Source organism: Paenibacillus sp. FSL H7-0331 (genome assembly GCF_001956045.1).
Window position 1 is genome coordinate 33,289 of sequence record NZ_MRTH01000025.1, and the last position, 18,262, is coordinate 51,550.

At 35.2% G+C, this 18,262-nt stretch carries 13 protein-coding genes; 5 read left to right on the forward strand and 8 right to left on the reverse strand.

Annotated features, from left to right (window positions below; genetic code table 11):
- Positions 1 to 3: 3 nt before the first annotated feature.
- From BK127_RS28330 to BK127_RS28365, 8 genes are read right to left on the reverse strand one after another with little or no spacing between them, the layout of a single operon-like run.
- The gene (locus BK127_RS28330) at positions 4 to 2,379 is read right to left on the reverse strand and encodes a glycosyltransferase (RefSeq protein WP_076235468.1); all 2,376 of its coding nucleotides are present in this window, start codon (positions 2,377 to 2,379) and stop codon (positions 4 to 6) included.
- Positions 2,376 to 3,581, reverse strand: a complete 1,206-nt coding sequence (locus tag BK127_RS28335; RefSeq protein WP_076235470.1) for a glycosyltransferase family 4 protein — start codon at positions 3,579 to 3,581, stop codon at positions 2,376 to 2,378. Before BK127_RS28335 ends, BK127_RS28330 begins: the two co-directional genes overlap by 4 nt.
- Positions 3,582 to 3,592: 11 nt before the next feature.
- Positions 3,593 to 4,792 (reverse strand): class I SAM-dependent methyltransferase, encoded by a 1,200-nt coding sequence (locus tag BK127_RS28340; protein ID WP_076235471.1) that lies wholly within the window; start codon positions 4,790 to 4,792, stop codon positions 3,593 to 3,595.
- 12 nt (positions 4,793 to 4,804) lie between these two features.
- Complete coding sequence (locus BK127_RS28345) at positions 4,805 to 6,088, reverse strand: ABC transporter ATP-binding protein (protein WP_076235472.1); 1,284 nt, start codon at positions 6,086 to 6,088, stop codon at positions 4,805 to 4,807.
- Between the two features lie 14 nt (positions 6,089 to 6,102).
- A complete protein-coding gene (locus tag BK127_RS28350; RefSeq protein ID WP_083689659.1) occupies positions 6,103 to 6,879 on the reverse strand; it encodes an ABC transporter permease in 777 nt (258 codons plus the stop codon).
- A gap of 31 nt (positions 6,880 to 6,910) precedes the next feature.
- Entirely contained in the window at positions 6,911 to 7,858 is a 948-nt protein-coding gene (locus tag BK127_RS28355) for a GDP-mannose 4,6-dehydratase (RefSeq protein ID WP_076235474.1), read from the reverse strand.
- Positions 7,859 to 7,885: 27 nt separating this feature from the next.
- Entirely contained in the window at positions 7,886 to 8,848 is a 963-nt protein-coding gene (gene gmd / locus BK127_RS28360; RefSeq protein ID WP_076235476.1) for a GDP-mannose 4,6-dehydratase, read from the reverse strand.
- A gap of 49 nt (positions 8,849 to 8,897) precedes the next feature.
- Positions 8,898 to 9,974 carry a mannose-1-phosphate guanylyltransferase gene (locus BK127_RS28365; protein ID WP_076235479.1) on the reverse strand — a complete coding sequence of 359 codons (1,077 nt, stop codon included), beginning with the start codon at positions 9,972 to 9,974 and terminating at the stop codon, positions 8,898 to 8,900.
- A 262-nt stretch (positions 9,975 to 10,236) separates the two neighbouring features.
- On the opposite strand from BK127_RS28365, the gene BK127_RS28370 reads away from it, so the two are divergent.
- The 5 genes from BK127_RS28370 (at position 10,237) to BK127_RS28390 (ending at position 18,246) form a co-directional block, all read left to right on the forward strand.
- On the forward strand, positions 10,237 to 11,730 hold the full coding sequence (locus tag BK127_RS28370; RefSeq protein WP_076235481.1) for a sugar transferase: 1,494 nt from the start codon (positions 10,237 to 10,239) through the stop codon (positions 11,728 to 11,730).
- A gap of 158 nt (positions 11,731 to 11,888) precedes the next feature.
- Positions 11,889 to 12,881, forward strand: a complete 993-nt coding sequence (locus BK127_RS28375; RefSeq protein ID WP_144026584.1) for a glycosyltransferase family 4 protein — start codon at positions 11,889 to 11,891, stop codon at positions 12,879 to 12,881.
- On the forward strand, positions 12,878 to 13,984 hold the full coding sequence (locus BK127_RS28380) for a glycosyltransferase (RefSeq protein ID WP_076235484.1): 1,107 nt from the start codon (positions 12,878 to 12,880) through the stop codon (positions 13,982 to 13,984). The genes BK127_RS28375 and BK127_RS28380 overlap by 4 nt, the downstream gene beginning before the upstream one ends.
- Complete coding sequence (locus tag BK127_RS28385; protein ID WP_076235485.1) at positions 13,977 to 16,421, forward strand: O-antigen ligase family protein; 2,445 nt, start codon at positions 13,977 to 13,979, stop codon at positions 16,419 to 16,421. The genes BK127_RS28380 and BK127_RS28385 overlap by 8 nt, the downstream gene beginning before the upstream one ends.
- Before the next feature lie 238 nt (positions 16,422 to 16,659).
- A complete protein-coding gene (locus BK127_RS28390; protein ID WP_305954333.1) occupies positions 16,660 to 18,246 on the forward strand; it encodes an S-layer homology domain-containing protein in 1,587 nt (528 codons plus the stop codon).
- Positions 18,247 to 18,262 lie beyond the last annotated feature (16 nt).

The following is an 18,262-nucleotide window of genomic DNA, read 5'->3' on the forward strand; positions in this document are numbered from 1 at the left end:
ACCTCATAACTCATTTAAATGACTTGTTAAAGTATTGAAATATTTATTAGATATAGCTAAAAAATCTAATGTTTTTTCGGCATAACAAGTAGAAATAGCGCTCATTGAATTAAGTAATAATTTGTTATTCGTTAGTTCAAGCAAATAAGCCAATACTAACTCCTCTTCATATTCATCAACATCCACTTTCCAAACACAATCGTCCGGGTATTCCTTATATGAGCCAACATTAGAAACGATACATGGTACCCCATATCCTAACGATCTTACAAGTGTCGCAGATGTTTCACCAAAGGTGGGCCATCTTAAGTTAATACATATGTCTGATGCTTTAATATAACTTTTAAACAACTCCAAATCTGGACTATCAATTAATTTAACAAAATTGTTAACGTTTAATTGCCTCATTATTTTTGTAAGCTGTGCTTTCACATCATCGCTACAGTGGCCTACAATATATAATTGAATATTTGTATTAGTTTTTACTAATTCTGAGATAACTCTTAAAATAACATCTACTCTTTTGTTAGGAATAACATTACCAAATACACCTATTGTGATTTTATCCGGATTAATATTGAGCCTCTTTTTCAAATCATCTTTGTTATATTCTTCTTTCTCAATTATAATCCCACTTGGAATATTAATTATTTCCCCTGTAAAATTCGTTTCAATTTGAATTTTTTCCTTTACCCACTTGCTATGCACAATTATCTGATTACTCAATTCAACTACTTTTTTAAACATTGGAAATTCTTGATCATTAGGATATGATCCTTGAGTTATTAATTGCATTCCAGCATCATTACCTTGTTGCCCATGGCTATAGGTTAACTCATTTACAAACCCATGTTTATCTCCACGTAAATACTTGGTATACATATAGAAGCCATACAAATTAAGATCATGCAAAACAACACTACCAGGATAATCAATGAATGCATCGTAGATCCAAGAGTGCAATTCGTTATTCCCCATATGATATACTCTTGTACTAATTCGTTCTAGTAGTTCCATATTAGTTTTATATTCTAAAACTTCAAAATTACTTCTAATGAATGGATTATCAGGAGAGAAGTTATCCACAAATATTTTTATTTCAAAGAAATCCTTTAAGTTAACCAATAGTTCTTCACTATAGTCAGATATACCTGATGACTGTGGGTTTAAGGGGCTAAAGTAAGCCAAGACAGGTTTGTTTGAATTAAATTGAATCTCAGGAGACACACCAAAAATAAGATTTTTAATAACAAGTAAACTTGCTGAAGTTGTTTTATTCCAACTGAATTTCTCCGCTTGCTTGATACCTTTCGTCTTATATACATCCGATAATTGTTTATCCTTTAATAAGGATGTAATTGCCTTTGCCAATATCTCATCTTCGTTAACATCTACAATTATTGCAGCAGCTTCAGCTACTTCTGTTAGGGAAGAGCTATTGGTTGTTATAACCGGAGTTCCACATCGCATGGCTTCTAGTACAGGTAATCCAAAACCTTCATAAACAGATGGGAAGACAAACATTTCGCACTCTTTGTACAAGGCAACTAAACAATCATCTGTTATAAAACCTAAAAACAATAATTGACTTGGATTGATTCCTTTCTCTTTTGCATGTAGGGAAAGCTCTTCTCTCTCATTTTCTTGCTTGATTCCAGAAATAACCAATATGACATCAGAAAATTCTTTATTTAATTTAGAAAATGCATTAATTAGCCCCTTATTGTTTTTCCTAGGATCATAACCTGTTAAAGAGAAAATAAACCTCGATGAAAGATTTAATTCTTCCTTTAATAACGTTTGCTCTTTACCTGATCTTTCTTCTTGATAAAGATATTCATTTGTAGAAGCATAAACTACATGAATTTTATTACTATCAATCTTATAAATTCGTATCAAATCATTCTTCGACGCTTCAGAAATTGTTAATATGCAATCTGCCTTTTTAATGATATTACATCTAGAGTCGTAAAGGTTTTGAATATGTTGTGGCCATTTATTATAATAATGTTCTTTCATAACAATTGGAATTAGATCATAAACTAGATAAGATACTTTTACATTTTGATTTTTAATATTCGGAACTTCTATGTCAAACATCAGTGGACTAGTAAAATGAATAATATCGATATTCTTTTGTTCAATAAAGTCTTCTATATCTGCTGTTTCCCAAGTATGATCTTCTTGAACTCTTTGATCAAAATCAATAAATTTACTAACAAAAGTAAATTGCCACTCATCATTTTTTTTCCTAAGTAAGTAATACCGATGGCTAGAATCTTGATTTATAAGACCCCTAACCCAATTATAAGTATAGATGCCAATCCCTCTGTTTTTCTCAGCGGTGTACAAAGTTTGAACATCGATTAAAATTCTCATGAGATAATATCCTCTCTTGGAAATCCCTTTTTAATCAGATAATTTATTATTGTTTCAGATGTCTTAGCCCATGTGTAATATTCGTCTACATACCTCTTACCCAAATCTGCCATAGAGTTTGCCCTATTTGTATCTTCCAATAATGTGTTTATAGCTTTTTTAAAAGAATCATAGTCTTTATAATATAGTCCTCCCTTACTACGGTCGCAGTGACCTTTTGTAACAGCACAATGTTCATGAACTATAACAGGGGTATTACATAACCAACTTTCCATCACGACTATAGAGAAGCTTTCCATTAAGGATGGCTGTATCAAAGCAACTGCACCTGCAATTGCATCGTATTTATCCTCATCACTAACCTCACCGATATGGATTATATTCTTGGTAGCCTTCATAGTTTCTATAATTTGGTCTTCACCTTTACCTACAAAAACTAGTTTCGTCTTATTCGAATTCTCATCGCTATATTGCTTGAATAATTGAATTAGTTGCGGAACATTCTTCCCGGACACTTGCCTTCCAACATATACAACATAATCTCCAGAAATATTATATTTAGATTTAAAACCATCAGGATTCGGTATATAGTTAACTTCTACTCCACCACCTGAGACCACGCTAGCACCATCCTGCAAATTGTATAAACTCTCTGAAAATTCTTGCTCTTCAATTGTATTTAAGAACAGTCCACTAACCCTTGAGAACATATCTTTAACCGATTTGAGGTAGGCCATTCCTTCGTCGTGCAGGCACGGAACAATAAAGCTATTCTCAGGCCTCAGTTTACTTCCCCAGTACGTTGTGCCGCTTAGGTACGGGATAAATAAAAATATATAATCTTCTCCTGACTCGTTAATAAATTGATACATACTATCACTATTGACGGTTTCATGCATTAGTTGCATCTCTTGAACGTAACTTAAACTTTCACCATGTATTAATTTGCCCATTAGGTCATCGTACAATTGTTTATTTCTTTTTCTTAAAGAAAACCTTCTTACTTTAAGTTCGTTTATAATTGTAACTTCTTCTTTATAAAAATCGGTACCCCAATCCCAAAACGAATCCCTACCACAGGTGGTAAGGATCTCAACATTACATCCTGCACTTTGAAGACTTCTTGCTATACCACCAGCAAACCTCTCTGCACCACCCGAGATATTATCACTGTACCACGGAGTTACAACTGCAATTATCATATATTAACTCCTCATTGTTTAGATAAGATCAAAGAAAAATTATAATATTCCTGAGGATCCGTTCCATCGATAGGACCACTCAAATATGAATTAATAACACTAAATCCCACATCAACAGCAATATATTTGTAGGTTTCATGAAACATTGGCTTTTCATGTGTAGGATCTAGATAATATAGATTATGCATGACGTATGGTGAAGTAGTATTTGGTGTCTCTATAATAAGTACACCATTTAAAGATAATTTGCTTAAGCATAATTTCAGAAAATGTATTTTCAAAGGGGCAGGTAGATGCTCTACAACATGGCCTGTAAATATTCCCCCAACACTATTATCATTCAGACTTTCAAGGTATTTTATAGCATCATTTGTGTGGGCTGATAACCCTTTATCGGTACAGATTCTCACTAACTCAGGATCAGAATCCACACCCACTCCTTCAATCTCGTGATCGCGGAGTAACTCCAAGAAATACCCTTTACCACATCCAATATCCAGAACGTAATTACAATCTTTCAAATAAGGAATGTATTGTAGGTATATTTCCTTTACAGTTTCACGATCAGCGCTAAATCGTTCGGCAAATTTTGAATAATTAAAATCAAGAACTGTATTTTTTTTGTATTCATCTGCGATTGTTTGAATCTTTGTACCTAGTTCATCTCGATATAATACCGCATTTTGATCTATTTCCATTATTTTTGTAGTTAAGACTGTAGTTTTATTAGCTAGCTCATTTCCCGTTAGTAATGATTCTGAAACTTTATTCGTCAATTCAATGTTTTTATTAGTTAAATGAAGAATCACTTTGTTTTGTTCATTAATAATTTCTATTGCAGAATTTAGACCAAACCAAATATCATTATTTAATTGCTTTTGTTGATTTATAAAAGTATCTGCATACCATTTGGTAAATAATCTAGTTCCAATGCGTCTTATGGGAACAATAATTTTACCTAAAAATTTAAATCTGGAAACAAGATGAGGTTCCAAAAAAGCCACAGGTATATTAGCAGTAATTCTATAGTTCAATCTTTTTAATTTAACCTGTAAAGAAGAAAAGATTTGAGAAAGTTCCTCATCTTTAAAATCTATCTCAGTCTCTAAAGTAGCTTGTTCTAATTTAATCTCTTCAATAGTCTTTTTTTGAGAACGAACACCATTTCGAATTTGATTCATAATAAATCCAGGAGTTATTTTTTCTACCATTTTTGGCACCACCTATTTTTCATGTAACCATTCATGCTTTATCTTAACGATTCCTACATCGTTAGTTATGCTTGATACCTTAAAAGAATATTTTTTATCGTGATAGTCATACTGATTCCCATTAATATCGTGAACAGCAACAGTTATTAAATATGTCCCAGCCCCTAAATTAATAGAGGGTATTTCAAACACCATTTTACCTATTAATCCCTTTTCCAAGTAAGGTATTTTAAGTTTATCTATAAAAGTATTTGTTCCATAACAATGTATATTATCTATTGTGTGTATACCACATCCAAATACCGGGTTTTCAATGTTTTGATTAGTCTTATAATTAATAATTATCTTCAAATATTCCCCGCTCAAAAAGCCCAGTTTAGGGATATTATTGATATCAGTAATTATAACATCAGTCAATTCAACATATCGGTTTCCCCATCTGTTTTCATCGACTTCATGTATTACATCTTTTTGAATTTCTTCTTGCTTAACTATGTTATCCTGAGTAACATCGATCTCAGTAGTAACTGGTTCTGGACTACTTTCTTCGATTAGTCTTTTGTTTTCTTCTTCTGCTAGATAAGAGAGATATTTATCAATTACTTTTCTTGGTTGTCCATCTTCTGTTACTTTCCCTTTATTAATCCAAATGACTCTATCACATAGTTTTTCCATTGCACCCAGATCATGAGAAACAAACACGATCGTTGTTCCTACACTTTTCAATCTCAATAACTGATCCATACATTTTTGTTGAAAAGCTGCGTCACCCACAGCAAGAACTTCGTCAATTAATAAAATTTCCGGTTCAACCATAATGGCTACAGAAAAGGCTAATCGCATATACATACCAGAAGAATAACTTCTTACAGGATTTTCAATGTAATTTTTAAGTTCTGAGAAAGTGATTATTTGATCAAGTTTGCTCTTAATCTCTTTCTTACTTAAGCCCAGTATTGCAGCGTTCATAAATATATTTTCTCTACCTGTGAAATCAGGATGAAAGCCAGCACCTAATTCTAATAAACTAGATACTTTCCCTTGCATATTTATTTCACCTGTGTCAGGATATAAAATACCCGTTAATAGTTTTAACAATGTGCTTTTTCCAGAACCATTCCTACCAACTAAACCAACTGTTTCTCCTTTTTTTATATCTAAAGAAACGTTGTCCAAACCCAGAAATACATCGAATTTATTTTTTCTTCTATTTACAATTCTATCTTTTAGAGTTGAAGCTCTTTCTTTGAAAACCTTGAATGATTTAGTGACATTAGTTACTGAGATAACATTCATTACTTCAACCACCCTTAAATTTCTTCTGCAAATCTTCTGCTTAAATGCTTGAAGATTAATAAACCGAAATATAACATTGCAACAGAAAGAATTGCTACCACAGTTAATTCAGTGCTGTCTGGAAATTTGTTGTAAAAGAAGATATCGTGAAAGCTTTCAATTATCACTCGTAGTGGATTATATAAAAATATAAAGTTGATCTCTTTAGGAATCATACTTGTTGTAAAGACGATCGGTGTCAGATAAAACCACACCATCATTAATATACCCAATACATGTTCTAAATCCCTAAAATAAACATTTAGACTTGAAAAAATTAATGTTAATGCAAGAGTAAACACAAAATAAATAATTAAGATAACAGGGAACAACAAAAGTGGCCAACCCAACTGTATCTTACTGAAAAAGAGTATTGGAAATAAAACTAGTAGGCTAAAAACATAATTAACAACTCCACCCAAAACTACGGATAATGGCAATATCTCTTTTGGAAAGTAGATTTTTTTTACTAATCCTGCATTTCGAATAACGACTCCCGCACTTGATGTTATGGCTTGATTTATTAAGAACCATGAGATCAGTCCAACAAATAAATACGAAGTGTAATTTTCAATATCAACCCGAACTATATATTTAAATACTATTGAATATACAACTAACATTAAGAGAGGATTAATTAAAGTCCAAAAAAAACCTAGAAAAGAACCTTTGTAACGTGTTCTTAAATCAGTAAGAACTAGACTTTCCAGCATCTGCCTATATTGATATATTTCCTTAATTTTTTTCATCATAATTAATTTGTTGCTCCTTAGTCGGAGTTTATTAAATTCTATTTCTCCAGTATTGTATTATATTAGAAAGGGAGTCTTCTAATGATATTGAGGGAACCCAATTAGTCTTCTTTCTAATAAGTTGTGGATCTCCATAGTAAAGAGGAAAATCAGATGGTCTTAGTTTAGTTTCATCCTTCTGAATTTGTATGTTACTACAAAAGCTAATGCTTATTAGTTTCTCGAGAATCTTTTGAATAGATACAGGAACTCCTGAACAAACGTTATAAACTTTACCAAAATCACCTTGTTCAAGAAGCAAGTAATATGCATTTACTATATCTCTAACATCTGTAAAATCTCGTTTTGCATCAAGATTTCCCACCATTATGATAGGGGATTTAATTCCTTTTTCAATTTCAGATATTTGTTTGGCAAAATCTGAAGTGACGAACCCCAAACCTTGGCCAGGGCCAATATGATTGAATGGTCTCACATGAATTGTTTTTATAGAATGTTGATTGTTATAGTGCTTAGATAACATAGAAACTGTTGCTTTAGAAATTCCATATGGACTTATGGGATTTAGTAAAGTGTTTTCCGAAATAGGGGACAATAAATCTTCAATTAAACCATATTCTTCAGAAGATCCTATAGTCAAAACTCTAGTATGATTACGTACATCGCTTTGTAGAATTGCTTCGAACAAATTTATTGTTTTTATGACATTTGCATCAAATGTCTCAGATTTATTCTCCCAAGAGTATCTCACATTACTTTGACCCGCCAAATGATAAATTTGGTCTGGTAAAACTTGATTTAATATTGATTTCATTTTTTCAGCATCATCTAAAGCGCTTTGTATAATATGAATATTGTTGTTGTCTTTGAAATGGGGAACTACTCTAGTAGTTCCCCAAACCTGATGTCCTTGATTGATAAGAAACGCTGCAAGATGTTTACCAACAAATCCATTAATCCCTGTAATTAATGCTCTCATGAAATAAACCGCCTTTATCTAGCTGTTTTAGCGTTGCAGTTTTTTCAAATCACTCTCAACCATCATTGTGATTAATTGTTCGAATCCAACTTCTAATTCCCACCCAAGCTTACTCTTAGCTTTCGTACAATCACCTAACAAAAGATCGACCTCTGCTGGTCTTACAAATTTCGGATCAACTACAACATAATCTCTCCAATTCAATCCAACGTGACCAAAAGCAATCTCAACCAATTCCTCTACGGTATGAAGTTCCCCAGTTGAAATAACATAGTCATCTGGTTGATCCTGCTGTAGCATCAAATACATTGCTTTTACATAATCCCCAGCAAATCCCCAATCACGCTTAGCATCTAAATTACCCATCCGCAGTTCATTTAGTAGGCCCAATTTAATTCGAGCTGCAGCATCCGTAACCTTACGAGTTACAAACTCAACGCCGCGGCGTGGTGATTCATGATTAAACAAGATGCCGGAACAAGCAAACATATCAAAGCTTTCGCGATAATTAACCGTAATCCAGTGACCGTATACTTTAGCGACACCATAAGGACTCCTTGGATAAAAAGGTGTTGTTTCCTTCTGAGGAGTTTCAACAACCTTACCAAACATTTCACTGCTTGATGCTTGATAGAACTTGGCCTCCGGTTTAATGAGCCTAACAGCCTCTAATACATTTGTGACACCAATTCCTGTTGATTGACCCGTAAGCACAGGTTGAAGCCATGAAGTACCTACAAACGATTGTGCAGCAAGATTGTATACTTCATCAGGATTGGAGACACGTATCGCTTGTATTAAAGACCCTTGATCCAACAGATCTCCCTCAACGAATTCAATTTCATTTTTGATATGCTCAATATTCTCCAATATTGGTACACTAGTTCTTCTGCGTAAGCCATATACCTTGTAACCTTTAGATAGTAATAATTCAGCTAAATATGAACCATCTTGACCTGTAATTCCAGTAATTAGCGCCGACTTCGTCATGTAATAAATTCTCCTTTAATATATTCATAGATTGAGTGATTAATTTGTATTATAAGTATTTATCCAGCTTTTGCATTCTTAGTTCTTTCAATAATAACTTTACTTCCTGCGCTTTTTCCTTGGTGCAAATTAACGTTACATCTTCAGTATCTACTATAATCAAATCTTCTATTCCGAGAGTTGCTATTAATTTACCATTGCTTTCGATAATACAGCGTTTGGTATCTAAATTAAGTATGTTGCCTTTTATGACATTCCCATTTTCATCGCGCTCGTTGATTCGATCAAGTGCAGTCCAGCTCCCAACGTCATCCCAGCCAAATATACAAGGAATTACATAAATATTGTCAACCTTCTCCATAATACCATAGTCAATGGATTGATCGGGCATTTTTGGAAACTCAGCTCGAATTACATCATTTCGATTGGAAGTTTCAAAAGCCTTTTTCATCGTTTCTAAAATATCATGCATGTCTGGCATAAGCTCTTGAATATATTTACGTATAACAGATGTCTTCCAAATGAAGATTCCACTATTCCAAAAAAAGCTTTCTGTAGCCAAGTAGCCTTGTGCCGTATTTAGATCAGGCTTTTCAACAAATTTATTTACTTTGTACACTTCTAAGTCGTTGATCATTTCCATTTCGTTGGTGCTCTCAATATACCCATAGCCAGTCTCAGGATAGGTTGGTTTAATACCAAGCGTTACCATACTGCTATCATCTTGAGAAACCTCAACCGCTGTTTGCAGGATTTTAATAAATCCTTCCTCATTTTCAATAATGTGATCAGAAGGAAGTACCACCATAGTACTATTTGGAAACTTTTCCTCTATTATTAAGGAAGCTAAGCCTACACACGGGGCTGTGTTTCTACCTATAGGCTCGATTATTATATTTTCCAGTGGTAGAGTAGGTAACTGCACATGCATCAATTCAGCATAGAGCTCATTGGTCACAATAAAAATTTGAGAAATATCTATTAGCTTCTCTAGCCTGGCAATTGTCTGCTGAATCATAGATTTATTACCGGATATATTCAAAAATTGTTTCGGCAAATTCGTTCGGCTTTTGGGCCAGAACCGTTCACCCTTCCCCCCAGCCATTATCACTGCGGTGATGGTCATATCTTCCCCTCCAGTTATCGACATAAAGCGGGTCGCTTTCTATAACTACAATATTATAACGTACCAATTTACGACAAAGCAATGCTTATGGAATTATTTGTTTCCATAAATGTACATGACTAGTATAATGGTTACGTATATGTTACCAAGGTAAGTGCGAAAAGGCTAGTTTATATAACTGGTAATAACTTTTATTGCTTTACCTACTCGTTTAATAATAGTATTAAGATCATGAATGTCGAATTCTCGGAGGTTACTAAAATTGAATTACCAATATGCGACAACAAAATCAGAGCATTTTATACCTACTCTAGAAATGAATAAACAACTTGCTATAAAGAAGAATTATTCAAGCATTTTAGCAGCAATCTTTTTGTTGCTTGAAGCTGTTTCGATCGTATTAGTTTTCTTCTATCTCTATGAATACAGAATTTCACAAGAATTCGAGAGTAATATTATTTTGTGGGATATAAACTCACCCCGTTTTTTGAAATACATGGTTTTCTTCCTAATTTCTTCATTTACTTACATCGTTTTCGTTTACCGCTACAAGCTATTCAGCTTTAGATCAAGTTCAGGGCTTGCAGATGAACTATATAAAATGATCAAGGCTTATTCATTCGCAATTCTTATTACAATTGGAGTTAGTTTCTTACTTAAATTTACAGATTTTTCCAGATTGGTTGTTGTCCTGTATTGGCTAATGGCAATTGTCTCTTCTGGATTGGTACGTGGAATCAAACGTGCGGTATATATTAGATTAGCTAAGCAAGGTGTTGTGAGCAAAAATGTCGTCATTGTAGGAGCGGGAAAGTTTGGTAAATCTTTAATGCAAGAACTGACAAATTATCAATATCTCGGTTATAAAATTATTGGTTTTGTAGATGATGACGAAACTCAGGATTATGAAGAGCACAAATACTTGGGTCCAATAGCACAATTAAATGAACTACTAAAAAAACACCTTGTTGAAGAAATCATTATTACTATTCCTTCAGAAAGAGATTTAGTCAATAAACTCATTACGGATCTTAGAAAGCTGGATATTAATATTAAAATTGTTCCTGATTTATATAATCTGGTCATGAGTACTGTTCAAATAGGCAATATTAATTCATTACCAGTAGTAACATTAGTGAAAACTCCCATGAGAGGCTTGGGTCTTGCATGCAAAAGATTAATTGATATTGTTGCCTCTTCTCTGTTGATTCTTCTCATACTTCCTGTATTTCTTATAACTGCTATCGCTATTAAGATGGATTCCAAAGGAAGTATCATATATAAGCAACAAAGAATCGGAAAAAACGGAAAAAGATTTTATATGCTCAAGTTTAGGTCTATGGTAACTAACGCTGACGCCTTACTAAAACAAATACAAAACCAAAATGAAGTGGATGGTATTGCTTTCAAAATGAAAGAGGATCCACGCATCACCAAAGTAGGGCGGTTTATACGTAAATATTCCATTGATGAGCTCCCACAATTGTTTAATGTTCTGATAGGTAATATGAGCTTGGTAGGTCCAAGACCTCCGTTACCTTACGAAGTAGAACGATATGGTGACTGGGAGTGGAGAAGGCTGGAGGTGCTCCCTGGTATCACGGGTTTGTGGCAGGTAAGTGGACGGAGTGACTTATCCTTTCAACAATGGATGAATCTTGATATTTATTATATTGAAAACTGGAGTATCGCTTTTGATATTAAAATATTATTAAAAACACTCCCTGTTGTGTTGAAGGGTGAAGGAGCTTATTAATATTGAATGTATATATAGACGGTCAGCCACTTCTCGGACCACGGTCAGGAATTCCTCGATATGTCGAATGCTTGATAAAGCAACTGTCAAATGAATCCGATGTGAATCTGTACTTAGCTTTTAACCGAATAGCAAAAAGTATTCGGGAAAATCACGTTTTGTCTTTCGAACGTGATTTTCATCTTGATTTGGTCAATAATATGTACCCTTATAAGGTGATACGCAGACTTCTGCGCCCTAATTTCCTTTATAATATGCCCTATGATATGATAAAAAAATCGAAAGCTGATATTTTTCACGGTACTAATTTTACTCATACGCCTACTCTAAAAGGCAAAAGCATTATTACGATTCATGATTTGTCTTATATGCATTACCCAGAATTTACTACCCAAAAAATCTTAAAACATCATAGTCAGTGGGTCCCTTACAGCGCTGAGAAATGTGATCACATTATAACCGATTCTTGGCAAAGTAAACTCGATATCATTAATTTACTCAACATAGCGGAAGAAAAAATTGATGTTGTTCATCTTGCCGCAGATGAGAACTTTAAATTCATCTCCAATTCAGCACCAGTTTTGAAAAAATACCAAATTCCAGATAAATATATTCTATTTGTAGGAACTTTGGAACCGAGGAAAAATTTACTTGGTTTACTTCAATCTTATTTAATTTTGAAAAAACAATATGACTGCTCAGAAAAGCTTGTAATTGTTGGCGCCAAAGGGTGGAAGTTCAATCCTATATTTGACTGGGTACGAGAAAATCAATTAGAAGATGAAGTTGTATTCACTGGATTTATTGACGATGAAGACTTACCCGCTATATACAGTGCAGCTACGGTATTTGTTATTCCATCTGTGTATGAAGGCTTTGGTCTTCCTCTCCTTGAGGCGATGCAATGTGGTACTCCTGTTATTGCATCTAATATATCGTCGCTCCCTGAGATTGTGGGAGAAGCTGGCATACTTATTGATCCACATGATCACTTCTTATGGGCTGAGGAAATTTTTCAAATAGTCTCAGACTCTGCAAAGAGAGATCTGTATTCACAAATGGGTCTGGAACGTTCCAAGCAATTTACCTGGAAACAAACTGCAATGGAAACCAAACAAATATATCAAAAGGTATTAGGTGGTTCAAAATGAAAATCGCAATTGTCCATGATTATCTTAACCAATATGGAGGAGCGGAACGGGTTCTTGAATGCTTCCTGGATTTATTCCCAAATGCTCCTGTTTATACGATACTTAGTGATTTATCAAAAATGCCAGCAAGATTTGGTCAGGTTGATATTCGTAATTCGTACATCCATTCAATTCCCTTTTCCAAAAAGCACTACAAGAAAATGCTGTCTTTATTTCCGACTGTTATTGAACAATTCGACTTAAGGGAATATGACGTTATATTGAGCAGTTCAAGCGCCTTCGCCAAGGGAGTAATTACAAGCCCTAATCAAATTCATATCTGTTACTGCTATACACCAATGAGATATGTTTGGGATCTGTATCATCAATACATTCAAGAAGACGTGAAAAACCCGATATTCCGTATGGTTCTTCCTTTTATCCTTCACAAAATTCGGATGTGGGATTTAATAACTGCTCAGCGAGTCGACCATTTCATCGCAGATTCTAAAAGTATTTCTAGACGGATTGCCAAGTATTATGGTCGTGATTCTGACGTTATTTATCCGCCTGTCAGCTATGATAATTTCAAGCAAGCCGAGAACACAGAAGAATTCTTCTTAATTGTATCCAGAATGATTCCATATAAAAGAATAGACATTGCTATTGAGGCCTTCAATAAACTCAAAAAGCCGTTAGTTATTATTGGAGATGGTTATGACAGAAAACGCTTGGAGTCCTTGGCGGGAGAAACCATTACATTTTTGGGACGGCAGCCCGATGAAGTGATTATAGAATATTACTCCAAGTGTAAAGGGTTCATTCTAGCGGGTGAAGAAGATTTTGGGATTACACCATTAGAGGCACAATCGAGTGGAAGACCTGTTATTGCCTTTGGTACAGGCGGGGCGTTGGAAACTGTAGTTGATAATGTGACGGGAGTGTTTTTCAACGAGCCGACAGCCGACAGTATTATAGAGGCTGTGCGTAAGTTTGAATCCATAGCTTTTGACTCTTCAGCTATTCGGAAGCATGCTCATGGATTTAATGAGAACCGTTTTAAAGAAGAAATCTTGAATTATATTAATACGGCGATTCAACAAAAGGAGCACTCTCATGAATAAAAAAGCTGTAGAGAATGAAGAAAAAAAATCAATTCTGTTTTGGCTGCTTTCTGCTTTTGTTGTGTTTTTTTTATTTTGGGCACCTTTTCAAAAAGCATTATTTAATGGTAACACTTTTGATTTTGAACGTTCTATTTATACCTCTTTAGTTTGGGGGTTCATTGTACTTATTATTGCGTCGTTATACTTATTCTATAACTGGAAGCTGAAAGATCATCGTGACATTCTTAGTTTACTCGTATGGCTGCTTCCATTAACTTACTTACTGTCCAGAATATCTGAGGCTTCACGTTACTATGCTACTAATTTGCTATACATTCAAATGTTATATGCGATTTTCTTTATTCTCGGTATTTATTTGTGTAGAAGTAAGCTTGGCAATCAAATCATAACTTGTAGTTTAATGGGATCGGGATATGCGGTCGTATGGTTCGGACTGATCAACTGGCTTGGCTACAAGGAATCGGCGGCAAAGATGATTAGCTGGTTCGTCAATTTTCCCGGTAAAATGGAGTATCAGGATGCTGTCATGTCCGCGGAAAACCAACTGCGGCTCACCTCTACTTTTCAATATGCGAACTCATATGCAGCTCTTCTTATTGCTTTGTTACTTAGTGCTGCTTATTTTATCGTTTCGAGTAAGAAACCAGTTGTTATTATTATTAATGCCTTTATGTGCATACCTATAATCATTTCATTGTTCCTAACTTTATCACGCGGCGGACTTGTCATTCTGCCTATAGTTCTGCTGCTCATATTACCATTTATGAAAATATCCAAACAAATATTCATGTTTATTGTTCTTGGCGTTTCTTTCTTAGTATCGCTTCTCATTCTGGGCAAGATTACGGCAGTTGGCGAACAATTTTACTTACATCAAAACCTTGCAACGGCTGCAGGTGGATTGTGGATACTTATAGGTACTTCTGCAGGATGTGCTATTCTCATATGGTTATTCCAAAAATTTCTCTTTCCTTTAGTCGATACATTCACAGATAATAAGATAAAAATGAAGTTTGCAACCATTTTGTTGCCAGCAACTGCTTTAGTAATAGGAGCAATAGGCTTGTTACTGCTTTTTGGCAACACAGGTGCTACGAATCTTTTACCTGACTATATTAAACAACGTATCGAAAATATCAATTTTGCTCAGCACAGTGTTTTAGAAAGAAATTCTTTTAACAAGGATGCCCTGAAACTTTTTGAGGATTACCCGATTCTGGGTGCCGGTGGCGGTGCATGGGCAGCCCTATACGAAAAGTACCAAAGCTACCCTTATGTAAGCAGGCAGGCCCACAACTTTTTCATGCAGTATTTAGTGGAAACTGGAACCGTCGGTATTTTAGTACTTCTTGGGTTCCTTGCTTATATCTTTGGGCTGTACATTCGGTATCAAAGCAAGTTTTCGGAGCAAGGGCAGGACCGTCACATTTTCTATATTGTCACAATATCTCTACTTATTCACAGTATAATCGACTTTGATCTTAGCTATGTATTTATAGGCATACTTGTATTCTTGAGTCTGGGTGCAATGATTTCTCAGATTTCTGTCATACCCAAGTTCAATTTCGTTAAAGAATCAACTCTTCCTTACATCAATAAAATTTATCCAGCAGCACTTTTGGTATTATCGATCATTATGTTCTTTATATCTGCCCAAAATCTAAGCGCCAACAGCTCATTTCAAAATGCAGTAGCAGCTGGCAATAGCAATAAAACGATTAATGATGTATTTGTTCCTTTAGACGAGGCACTACGTACTCACAGTAATCATCCGGATTATAGTCTTTACAAAATTGATATACTGTTTCAGTCTTATCAACAAACCAAAGATGAAAAAACTTATACTCTTTTAATCAGTCTTATAAATCAACTGAAAACAGATGAACCCCATAATCGTTACTTAATTGATCAAGAGATCAAAGCTTATTTGATCAAGGAACAGTTTGCAAAAGCACAAGAAATCGCAAGCTCTCAAATTAATAATTATTCTTGGGATATCACCTTGTACGAAAAAACAATATCTCTTGATCTGACTCTATCTGAAAAAGCTAGAATAGATCGAAACGATGCTTTAAAAGTACAATACTGGAACCATTCTTTCGAAATCTACGCAAAAGTCTTAAGCAAGATGAAAGAGCTGGAAAATCTTCCGAAAGAGCAAGTTCAGGGGCGTCCTTTCAATGTTACCCGTAATATGGCATTAAGCCTTGGACAAATCGAGTTTATTCGCGGGCAGTATGCATCGTCTGAAAGCTTCCTAAAAACATATACTAACGATCAGTTTGAGGATGCTGGTAATCGCGAGATAGCCAGATGGTACCTCGCCTCCTTACAAAAGCAAAACAAAACGGATCAACCACTATATGACAAGCTCATCGCCAAGGACCCAAAAGAACGTGATGAGATAAATAAGCTGGTCAACGCAACTTTCTAGCGGCAATTACGTCCTATTATTTGGAAGCAATGTTTTTTAACAAAATACTACCATAGCTTGCTATTAGATGGTAAGATGTAGATTGTATTTTCAATAATACATTCAGTATTATTATTCTGATTTAACAAAGGCACCAGCCTTGTTATAATACAGTCTTCGCTGGAAGGGAGGTGAATCGAGAATGGCGAATTTGAATTTGCAAGACCTTACAAACAGAGGAACAAATAGGAGGAATACTGTGTTAAATCGTACTTTCGTTAAAAAAATATCTGCAATGCTTTCTTTAATGCTTATTATTGCAATCATGGTTCCAGTATTAGCTTTCGCAGCAACCGCAGGTTTTTCAACTGCTAAATATGAATACGGAAATGTTACAGGTTCTGTATATTCCGATGTTTATGCAGTCGGTGCTGGAGATTCAGTGTATGTTTATGTATATAGCGGTGGTAGTATTGTTACTACAACAACAGCTACATACAGCACTTACACCGATGGCAAATACTACTATAACTTTAATGCGTCTGCCGTTGGATACAATACTCTAGATCTAGTTACAAAAGTTACTTACAACAATACTGTATCTGATCTTGCTTCTCTAACGGTTAACAGAGTTAACACTGGCACCACCACTGGCGGTGGCGGTGGCGGCGGAGGTGGCGGTTCCAGCATAAGCAACGGTGCAATTTCCGTTTCCAGTGATGGTTTCGTTGACCCTAATACTTTATCTACTGCTTTAACTGCTGGTGACATTACATTGAAGCTTTCCGGTACTGTTGCTTTGCTTCCTGCTTCTGCTCTGGTAGGAAATGGTTCCAAAACAATTACAGTTACTAATGACTTCGGTACTTATGTATTGCCGGTTTCCGTTTTCAAATTGGAAGCTCTGGCAAAAGCATTGAATATTGAAGTTAAAGATTTGAAAATTAAAGTTACGATTGCAAAAGCTGATTCCACTACATCTGATGCTGTTAAAGCAGCTGCAACTGCAGTAGGCGGAACTCAATTGGCTGATGCTGTTGACTTTAATGTTGTTGGTATTGACAAAGACGGTAAAACAACATCGGTTGACTTCGGTAAAACTTATGTTTCCCGTTCAGTTAATGTTTCCAAAGCTGTTGATGCTTCCAAAACAACTGGTGTTCTGTACAACGAAACAACGAAGAAAGTAAGCTTTGTTCCAGCTACTTTCACAACTGTTGATGGTAAAAACGTGGCTAACATCAAACGTAATGGTAACAGTATCTATACTGTTGTTGAATCCAACAAAAGCTTCGCTGATGTTGCTTCCCATTGGTCCAAAACCGATGTTGAGCTTCTTGCTAACAAGCTTGTAGTAGAAGGCTCCACAGATACAACTTTCGAACCAGAACGCAACATCACTCGTGCTGAATTTGCAGCATTGGCAGTTCGTTCCCTTGGTTTAACTTCTGCTGCACCTGCTAGCACATTCAGCGACGTTAAGTCTGATGCTTGGTATGCAAGCTCCGTAGCAACAGCTACTTATGCAGGCATTATCAATGGTTACGAAGACAACACATTCCGTCCTGATGCTCAAATCACTCGTGAAGAGTTGGCTGCTATCGTGATTCGTGCGATGGACTATGCTAGCATCAGCACTAATGTAACAGATCCACAATCCGTATTGAGCAAGTTCAAAGATTCCAACAAAATCGTATGGGCTCAAAAAGAAATCGCTGCTGCAGTAAACGCTGGTATTATCAATGGTTTGACTGATGATACAATCGGTTCCGCAAGCAAAGCTACTCGTGCACAATCTGCAACGATGTTGAAGCGTTTCTTGAGTACAGCTAACTTCATTAACTAGTTTTAATCAAATGGGA

Excerpts from the sequence above, each read along its gene's own strand:
- gmd (WP_076235476.1), bottom strand. The coding sequence starts at position 8,848 with ATGACGAAGTCGGCGCTAATTACTGGAATTACAGGTCAAGATGGTTCA.
- BK127_RS28385 (WP_076235485.1), top strand. The coding sequence starts at position 13,977 with ATGAATAAAAAAGCTGTAGAGAATGAAGAAAAAAAATCAATTCTGTTT.
- BK127_RS28330 (WP_076235468.1), bottom strand. The coding sequence starts at position 2,379 with ATGAGAATTTTAATCGATGTTCAAACTTTGTACACCGCTGAGAAAAAC.
- BK127_RS28355 (WP_076235474.1), bottom strand. The coding sequence starts at position 7,858 with ATGAGAGCATTAATTACAGGGATTAATGGATTTGTTGGTAAACATCTT.
- BK127_RS28335 (WP_076235470.1), bottom strand. The coding sequence starts at position 3,581 with ATGATAATTGCAGTTGTAACTCCGTGGTACAGTGATAATATCTCGGGT.
- BK127_RS28365 (WP_076235479.1), bottom strand. The coding sequence starts at position 9,974 with ATGACCATCACCGCAGTGATAATGGCTGGGGGGAAGGGTGAACGGTTC.
- BK127_RS28350 (WP_083689659.1), bottom strand. The coding sequence starts at position 6,879 with ATGATGAAAAAAATTAAGGAAATATATCAATATAGGCAGATGCTGGAA.
- BK127_RS28380 (WP_076235484.1), top strand. The coding sequence starts at position 12,878 with ATGAAAATCGCAATTGTCCATGATTATCTTAACCAATATGGAGGAGCG.
- BK127_RS28340 (WP_076235471.1), bottom strand. The coding sequence starts at position 4,792 with ATGGTAGAAAAAATAACTCCTGGATTTATTATGAATCAAATTCGAAAT.
- BK127_RS28345 (WP_076235472.1), bottom strand. The coding sequence starts at position 6,088 with ATGAATGTTATCTCAGTAACTAATGTCACTAAATCATTCAAGGTTTTC.